Annotated in this window: 6 protein-coding genes; 1 reads left to right on the top strand and 5 read right to left on the bottom strand. The window is 67.4% G+C overall.

Annotated elements, in window-relative coordinates; translation table 11 throughout:
* The 3 genes from ACE3UY_RS20350 to ACE3UY_RS20340 all read right to left on the bottom strand — a co-directional run.
* On the bottom strand, positions 1 to 1,841 hold a 1,841-nt coding region (locus ACE3UY_RS20350; protein ID WP_374689312.1), incomplete at its 3' end, for an ATP-dependent DNA helicase RecQ.
* A 125-nt stretch (positions 1,842 to 1,966) separates the two neighbouring features.
* Complete coding sequence (locus ACE3UY_RS20345) at positions 1,967 to 2,467, bottom strand: DUF488 family protein (protein ID WP_374689311.1); 501 nt, start codon at positions 2,465 to 2,467, stop codon at positions 1,967 to 1,969.
* A complete protein-coding gene (locus ACE3UY_RS20340; RefSeq protein ID WP_374689310.1) occupies positions 2,464 to 3,039 on the bottom strand; it encodes a DUF488 family protein in 576 nt (191 codons plus the stop codon). Before ACE3UY_RS20340 ends, ACE3UY_RS20345 begins: the two co-directional genes overlap by 4 nt.
* A gap of 378 nt (positions 3,040 to 3,417) precedes the next feature.
* Between ACE3UY_RS20340 and ACE3UY_RS20335 the strand changes: the two genes are divergently transcribed.
* Positions 3,418 to 5,472 carry a carboxypeptidase regulatory-like domain-containing protein gene (locus ACE3UY_RS20335; RefSeq protein ID WP_374689309.1) on the top strand — a complete coding sequence of 685 codons (2,055 nt, stop codon included), beginning with the start codon at positions 3,418 to 3,420 and terminating at the stop codon, positions 5,470 to 5,472.
* Positions 5,473 to 5,516: 44 nt separating this feature from the next.
* On the opposite strand, the gene ACE3UY_RS20330 is transcribed toward ACE3UY_RS20335, so the two are convergent.
* Both ACE3UY_RS20330 and ACE3UY_RS20325 read right to left on the bottom strand, forming a co-directional pair.
* Complete coding sequence (locus ACE3UY_RS20330; protein WP_374689308.1) at positions 5,517 to 6,710, bottom strand: sialidase family protein; 1,194 nt, start codon at positions 6,708 to 6,710, stop codon at positions 5,517 to 5,519.
* Positions 6,685 to 6,972: a hypothetical protein gene (locus tag ACE3UY_RS20325; protein WP_374689307.1), complete on the bottom strand. Its 288-nt coding sequence runs from the start codon at positions 6,970 to 6,972 to the stop codon at positions 6,685 to 6,687. The genes ACE3UY_RS20330 and ACE3UY_RS20325 overlap by 26 nt, the downstream gene beginning before the upstream one ends.
* Positions 6,973 to 7,235: the final 263 nt, after the last annotated feature.

Genomic DNA, 7,235 nt, shown 5'->3' with positions numbered 1-7,235 from the left:
TAGGCCAGCAGCGGCCGGCGGCGGCACTCGTTCGACTCGGCGTAAGCCAGCATGGCCTGGAGCCGGGCCGCCGCGCCGGGGCGCTGGGCCGGGTCACCCTGGTCGAGGAGGAAGTTGATGGTCATCACGTCCCCCTGGTTGTACAGCAGCAGGCAGTCGGCCTGCAGGCCGTCGCGCCCGGCCCGGCCGATCTGCTGGTAGTAGCTCTCTACGTCCTTGGGCAGGTCGTAGTGGACGACGAAGCGCACGTTGGACTTGTTGATGCCCATGCCGAAGGCGACGGTGGCGACGATGATGGGGGCTTCGTCGTAGGTGAAGCGCCGCTGGTTGGTCTGGCGCGTGGTCGTATCCAGCCCGGCGTGGTAGGGCAGGGCGTTCCAGCCGTGGGCGTTTAGCTGCTCCGCCAGCTTATCGACCTGTTTTCTGGTCATGCAGTAGATGATGCCCGACTCGCCGCGGTGGGCCTCCAGGAAGTCGATGATCTGGCCCAGGCCGCTCGTCCGCGCCTCGACGGTCAGCAGCAGGTTCTCGCGGTCGAAGCTGGAGACGAACTCGGCCGCGCCGGGGATGCCCAGCGAGGCGCGGATGTCGCGGCGCACGCGCTCGGTGGCCGTGGCCGTGACGGCCAGACAGACTGCGCCGGGCAGCCGGCGGCGCACCTCGGCCAGTTGGCGGTACTCCGGCCGGAAGTCGTGACCCCACTCGGAGATGCAGTGCGCCTCGTCGATAGTCAGGCAGTCCACCCGGCATCCTTCCAGCATGACCAGCGTCTCCGGCCGCAGCAGCGTCTCCGGCGCGGTGTAGAGCAGCTTGATGTGGCCGGCGGCGACACGGTGGCTGATAACGACGTACTCATCGTAGGCCAGCGTGCTGTTCAGATAGGCGGCGGCCACGCCCATCTCGCGCAGCTGCGTCACCTGGTCTTCCATCAGCGAGATGAGCGGCGAGACAACGACGGTCAGGCCAGGGAAAAGCAGGGCCGGCAGCTGGTAGCATAGCGACTTGCCGCTGCCGGTGGGCATGACGACCAGGCTGTCGCGCCCGGCCAGAACGTTGCCGATGATGACCTCTTGCAGCGGCCGGAACTCGTCGTAGCCAAACACCCGCTTCAACACCCCTCGCGCCTCAAGAAGAGAGAAATCATCCGCAGATTGGGCAGATTTGGCAGATTTCTCTGGCGAGACGTTCTTAAAGTCTGCCAAATCTGCCCAATCTGCGGATAACCCTTCTTCCACCCAGCCAGACAGTTGGACGTAGCAGCGCAACTCCTCCTCCGGGTGCTCCTCCGGCCGCCACCAGTGGGCCAGCGACACGCGCAGCAGCGCCCCGGCCGGGATCACTTCTACTGGCTCCTGGTAGCCGACGAAGACGAGCGTGTGCTCCCCATCGGCCGCCGGATAGTGGTAGCGGATGCGCTTGCCGGCCGTGTTGCGCGTCAGCGGCCGGTCGGGCCGCCAGAACATCGTGCTGCGCGCCGGGATGCCCGTCCGCTCGGTGATGTAGAGCGCGCCGCTGGGGGCGGTCTGCAGCAGGCCGTCGTAGAGCGTCTCCGGCCCGCCGGCGTGGATGGGCAGGTGGCGCTCGATGAGGCCGGCCAGATCGCCGGCCCGGCCCACCAGCCGCTTGTGGCGCACGACGACGTTCTCCACGTGGGGCGGAATGAGCCGGTCAGGCGGGTCGGCGTCGATCTCCCACACCTGGCCGACCTGGTACTCCTGGTTGAAGTGGTCGTTGAAGGCCATGTCCGAGGCGATGAGGCGGACGGAGCGGCCGTCGGCGGCGATCCCGCCGATGCAGGCCCCGCCGCCCATGCGGGTTTTGGCGACGATGGTGACGTTCACCGCAGTGCTCCTGGAGAAGAAATCATCCGCAGATTTCGCAAATTTCGCAGATTTTTGTCGTTGGTTGTTGGTCGTTGGTTGTGACTGATCACTGACCTACTGGCCCACTGAATACTGCTTCCTTTTTACTGTTTAACCCCCGGCGTCAGATGCACCACTTCCACTCCCCACGCCTCCCGCAGCCGCGCGGCGACGAGGGAGCGGTGGCAGGCGGCCGGCTCGCGCTCGACACACAGCAGGGCCACCACGCGGGCATCGGGCGGCAGGTCATCCAGCAAGCTTTGCGGATCGAAGGGGCCGAGCACCTCCCGCTCGAAGGCGGTGACGAAGGCCGGGCTGAGTTCGCTGCGCTGGCGCCGGGCGATGCCGGCCGCGTCATCGGCCGCGGCCTGCCGCTGGCGCATGGCCGGCGTCGGGGCCAGGTCGAGCCGGTGGCGATAGCGGATGCCCAGTTCGGACAGGCGCGTCTGGAGTCGCTGGCTATTGGCGAAGGCGTAGTCGTGGCCGCGCACTGCCCGCCGCGCGCGGATGTCGCACAGAGTGTCCACGCCCGCATCCTGCAGGGCGCGAAAGAAGCTGTCGGCGTCGAAGCCGATCGCGCCGATAGTGACTACTTTCTCGATCACTCCTCTTCCTCCTCCACGGGCGGCCGGTAGCGCTTGCGCGAGCCAGTAGGCAGTAGTTCGTCGCCAAACAGCGACGGCTGGCCGCCGTGCAGCCGGGCCACGACCGCGCTCTGGTCAATCAGGTCGTCGTTCTCGTCAATGTGGCTGACGGGGATGCCGCGGCTTTGCAGCGATTTGGCGATGAGCTTGCTGCGGTGGCACTGCTCCGGCTTGCCCTCGCTGCACATCAGGGCGACGCGCCGCCCCTGGGCATGGGCGTTGGTCACGCGGTCGAGGCCGCGCCGGTAGAAGTCGCGCGTCATCACCCGCTCATAGTCTACCTTGCCGTCGGCGTCGTAGCAGGTGGGGTCGGCCGGCCGGCCGCCGAGCGTGTCGCCCATGAAGACGTAGCGGATACCGGCGCGGCGCAGGTGGGCCTCCAGCGCGTCCTGGGAGAAGTCGGGCTTGTAGCGCGAGAAGGGCCGGGAGCGCACGTCGAGCAGGTAGGCGATCTCGTACCGCTGCAGCGCCGCCAGAAAGCCATCGATCTCCCGCGCGCCGTAGCCGATGGTGAAGATGGGTGGGTGGCTCACAGTAGGGGGTATTGTAACCCCGCTTTGAAAAGAATGGCTACGGATTCCACGGAAGAGACGGATCAAGAATAGATGACAATCCGTTCTTGATCCGTCTCCTCCATCCTGATCCGTAGCCATTCTTAAAGGCGGGTTACCAACGATACCATCTCGCCCTACAGATCCGACTAATCTGTGGCTCTATCCCGCCCCGCGTATGGTATAATGGGAGGAAAGACCGTAGCCGGGAATCTCGTGCGTCTTGTGGGGTGGCTACGTCTGTAACACCATCTGGCTCGGTCTCGCCTCCAGTCCGTCACAGACGCGGCGCCCCAAGGAGAACTGGCGATGAACAGCCACTGCGTCGGTTCCGCGCGGAGGCGATCGCTCCCTCGGCATATGTCTCTGCTGCTACTGTGCCTCGTCCTTATCCTTCTGGCCGGCGGCGCTCAGGCCACGGGCCTCTCGCCCGGTCTGAAGGCGGCCGGTGAGGCCGGCTCGACGCGCCTGGTGTCCGCCGACGTCAATGGCGCGCCGGCCCGCTTCGCCGCCAACTTCCCGGCCATCTCGCTCAATGGGCGCTTTGTTGCCTTCCAGTCGCGCACCGCCAACCTGACGGCGGGCGACACGAACGGGCGCAGCGACGTCTTCGTCTACGACCTGCAATCGGGCGTGATGGAACTCGCCTCGCTGGCGACCACTGGCGACCAGGCCGACGACGATTCGACCGAGGCGTCCCTCTCCGGCGATGGGCGCTACGTGGTCTTCACCTCCGAGGCGTCCAACCTGGCGCGCCGCGGCAACGAGCCTTATCGCGGGCCGGGCATCAACGTCTTTCGCCACGACCGCCAGACGGGCGCGACCATCGCCGTCTCGGTCAACAACCAGGGCGCGCCGGCCGACCGCCACGCCTGGCTGGGCGACATCTCCTCCGACGGCAACTTCGTCACCTTCACCTCCCATTCCAATTCGCTCGTGACGCCGGATCGGAACGGCATCAAGCGCGACGCGTTCATCCGTGACGTGAATGGGGGAACCACCGCGTACGTCGACCTGCTGCCCAACGGCGAAAACCCGTGGAGCGGCGGCTCGCTGACGTCGGTGGCCGAGGGCGGCCGGATGGTGGCCTATCGCTCGCTGGCGCGCGACCTCGTGCCGCGCGACACGAACGCCGCGTTCGACATCTTCGTGCTCGACCGGGCAGCCCATACCACCCGGCGCGTGTCCGTCGCCAGCAACGGCGACCAGAACCCCCGGGAGTCGCACTACCCCGACATCTCCAACGACGGCCACTGCGTGGTCTTCCAGACGACCGGGGCGCTGGTGGCGCACGACACCAACGGCGTGCTCGACATCTATCTCCACGACCTGCGCACGGGCGAGACCGTGCTGGTGTCGGTCGCCTCGAACGGCGCCGCGGGCAACGGCCCATCCATCATGGCCGACGTGTCGGCCGACGGCCGGTACGTGGCCTTCTCATCCCAGGCGACCAACCTCGTCCCCAACGATGCCAACGCCAACTCCGACATCTTCGTCCACGACTGGCAGACGGGCCAGACCGTCCGCGCCTCGGTCAATAGCGCGGGCCAGGAGGGCAACGGGGCCTCGACCATGCCGGCCATCTCCGGCGACGGTCGGGTGGTCGCCTTTGTCTCGACGGCGCGGCTGGTCGGTGGGGTGACGACATCGATCCCGCAGGTGTACGTGCGCAATCTGTCTGGCGCGGCGACCTACACCATCGCCGGTCGCATTACCACGAGCGACGGCGCGCCCCTCGCCGGCGCGCGCGTCGCCGCCGGCGGCCGCGTGGCCGAGACGGGCGACAACGGCCGCTACACCTTGACCGACCTCCTGGCCGGCGATTACACGCTGACGGCGACGAAAGCTGGCTATCGCTTTGAGCCAGCGTCGCGCGACGTGACCGTGCCGCCGGACGCCGCGGAACAGGACTTCACCGCCATTCCCGTCGCGACCTACGCCGTTCGAGGCGTGGTGACGGCCGCCGCGGGGCCGTTGGCGGGCGTGACCGTCTCCAATGGGGCTGGCGACTCGGCCGTCACCGACGCGCAGGGGCGATACGAGCTGGCGCTGCCGGAAGGGGCGCATACGCTGACGCCCGCGCTGGCCGGCTATGCCTTTGAGCCGCCGTCGCGCGAAGTCAACGTCCCACCCGACCTGGAAGGGGTTGACTTCACCGCTACATCGCAGGCCGGTTCCTCGATCAAGGGCTTTGTCAAGTACGCAGACGGCACGCCCATCGGCGGCGCGACTGTCTCTGATGGCGCGGGCCACACGGTCAAGACCAACCTGAGCGGCCGGTACGAATTCACCAACCTGCCCGCCGGAACCTACACGATCACCGTCGCCAAGGGCGCGATGACCTTCCGGCCGGCCTCGCGTATCGTGACTGTGCCGCCGGACGCGGTGAGGCAGGGGTTTACCGGTAGCAATTAGTTTCAGGCGCGACCCACTTTCTGAAGTGGGTCGCACCTGAGTCTTTACCCCCGCGCCTCCGCTAACCGTTCCAGGTTTTCTAGCGGTATCCGCGCCATCAAAATGTCGCTCGGCATGATCAGCCCCAGCGCCCAGGCGAAGTCGCGGCGGGTGTCGCTGGTGTAGTAGGTGGTATAGAGGTAACCGTCTTTCAGCGCTGCCCCGGCATAGGACGTGTCGCCGGCGCTGGGCAGGTCGGACAGGTGGATGAGCGCGTCCGGCCGCACTTCGTAGAGGGCCGTCCGCTTGCGCCCCAACAGGCTCGACATGCCGAACCACTTGTCGCGCCCCTCCGGGTCAAAGCGCCCCACGGCGTAGACGCGGCCGTTGTAGGCGAACAGCGCCGGCCCGTCCAGCCGGGCGGTCAGGCTGCGCGTCGTCGCCCACTCCGTGTAGGGCGGCTCGGCCACAGCCAGCAGCGTTGCCGCGTGGTGCGAACCCTGGTGCCACGCCCGGTCGTCCCCCTCCAGCCGCGCCGTCGCCAGCAGCCGGCCGTCGGGCAGGAACTCCCCGGCCGTCTCGTCGTTGCGATCCCCCTCGTGGATGTCGGAGACGTGCTCCCAGTTCAGCCCGTCCGTGGAGCGGAACAGCGCCGACTTGCCGTGCTCGTGCCAGTAGGCGGTGACGTACCACGTCGCGCCGTCGCGGCTCTTCGGCTCCCAGAACAGCCAGCCGTCCGGCCCCACCTGTTCGAAGGGCGTCCAGTTTAGCCCGTCGGCGCTGGTGGAGACGACCGTGCCGTAAGGCTCTGGCTCGAAGCCGGTGTTGGGCAGGGCGTAGAGGAACAGCCGGTCGCCGATGGCCGCGAACTTGGGGTCGCGGATGTCGTTCCCTTCCACGCCCAGGACGGCCACCTCTTCCCAGGCGCGGCCGTCGGCCGAGCGACGCACGACCAGCCGCGACCCCGTGTTGCCCATGTGGAAGCGGGAGCGGGCATGGACGAGGTAGAAGGCATCCTGCCAGTAGATGAGGTGGGTGTTGGAGTTGTGCAGGCCGTCGCTGACCACCGGCCACACCTCCGCGGCCAGCGCCGGATCGACCTGGGCCGCGTTGGGCCGGAAGTACCAGATGCCCAGCACGGCCAGCACGAACGCCAGCAGGATAGCCAGCGTCACCCCCAGCGCGATCAGAGCCTGCCGCGCCGCGCTCAGCCGCTCTGGCTGTTCCTGGGGGCTAATAGTCTCCGTCGTCTTCGTCACCCTGGTACGTGTCCTCGTTGTCCTCGTCCTCGTCGCCAAAGCCCCGGCCGAAGAACGCCTCGGGGTCGAAGCTGCCCGCGCTGCCGCGCCCGCCCTCCTCGTCGGCCCAGTCGAGCCGGATGGGATAGGCGCTGATGACTTCCAGGCTGGCCTCGCATTCGGGACAGACGATCATCTGCCCGGTATCCGGCCTCTGTTCGAAGTAGATGCGCGAGTCACATACGGGGCAGCGGGCCATGAGCGAGGGGTCTTTGTCGGACATCGGTATCTCTCCTTCAGCGAACGAACGACGAGCAGACCTGGCAGGTGTGGGCGTGGGGGGGCGCGCGCAGGGCGCCCCCCCCCCCACCGCGCACGGGCTTAATAAGCAAGAATGATTGAGATAGGAGGCGGGTATCTACACCAGCCGCATCAAGACGGAGATGGCGCACGAGTTCCATTACCTGTGCCCGGCCCCGCTGCCGGCGGCGCTGTTGGAGGAGTTGAACTGGCTGGCCGCGGCTACCTTCCGTGTCACCGGCTGTT

The organism is Promineifilum sp. (SeqCode) (assembly GCF_041918635.1).
Lineage (GTDB): Bacteria > Chloroflexota > Anaerolineae > Promineifilales > Promineifilaceae > Promineifilum.
This window is presented reverse-complemented; position numbering and strand designations above follow the sequence as displayed.